This window comes from Roseomonas sp. KE0001 (assembly GCF_016107285.1).
Lineage (GTDB): Bacteria > Pseudomonadota > Alphaproteobacteria > Acetobacterales > Acetobacteraceae > Pseudoroseomonas.
Window position 1 is genome coordinate 1 of the sequence record NZ_RCVQ01000043.1, and the last position, 665, is coordinate 665.

The window sequence follows — 665 nt, forward strand, 5'->3', positions numbered from 1 at the left end:
CTAGGGTCCGTTAGCTCTTGAGCCAGTCGAGGGAGGCGGCGAGACAGAGGATGCCAAGGAAAGATCGGGCGGTCTTCTCGTAACGTGTGGCGACAGCCCGCCATTCCTTGAGCCGCGCCCAGAGCCGCTCAACCTGATTGCGGTTGTTGTAGATCCAGGCTGGGCAGGCGACCGGCGCTTCATGGCGCTGCGGCGGAATGGCAGGCCGAGCACCAAGGGCCCAGATATGCTCGCGTAAGGCATGGCTGGTGTAGCCACGGTCGGCCACGACCCAGGCCGGTGTCTCTGGCAAACGGCTGAGCAGCGCGCGTGCCATTGGCAACTCGTGCGCTTGGCCCGGCGCCAAGCTGAAAGCGACGGCGCGTCCGCCGCCGTCGGCGATCACGCAGGCCTTGGTACCATAGCCGCCACGCGATCGGCCAAGAGCCTCACGCGTATCGCGTCGGGCTCCAGATCCCCCTTTTTGGCCGCACCGGCGGCCTTCTGATGTGCGCGGATATTGCTGCCGTCGAGGAAGACCATGCCCAGCCGCACGCCTTGCTCCTGTACCAGGCGCAGCAAGCGTTCCCACACGCCATGCCTGCCCCAACGAATGAAGGTTTGCGCCGCCATCCACCAGGGGCCGTACTCTTCGGGTACGGCGCGCCACTTGGCACCGTTCTGGC

General features: G+C 66.0%; 1 pseudogene. It reads right to left on the bottom strand.

The window, feature by feature from the left end:
- Positions 1-10: 10 nt before the first annotated feature.
- Positions 11-665 (bottom strand): annotated as a pseudogene (locus D9598_RS20890) (IS5 family transposase); the annotation flags it as partial.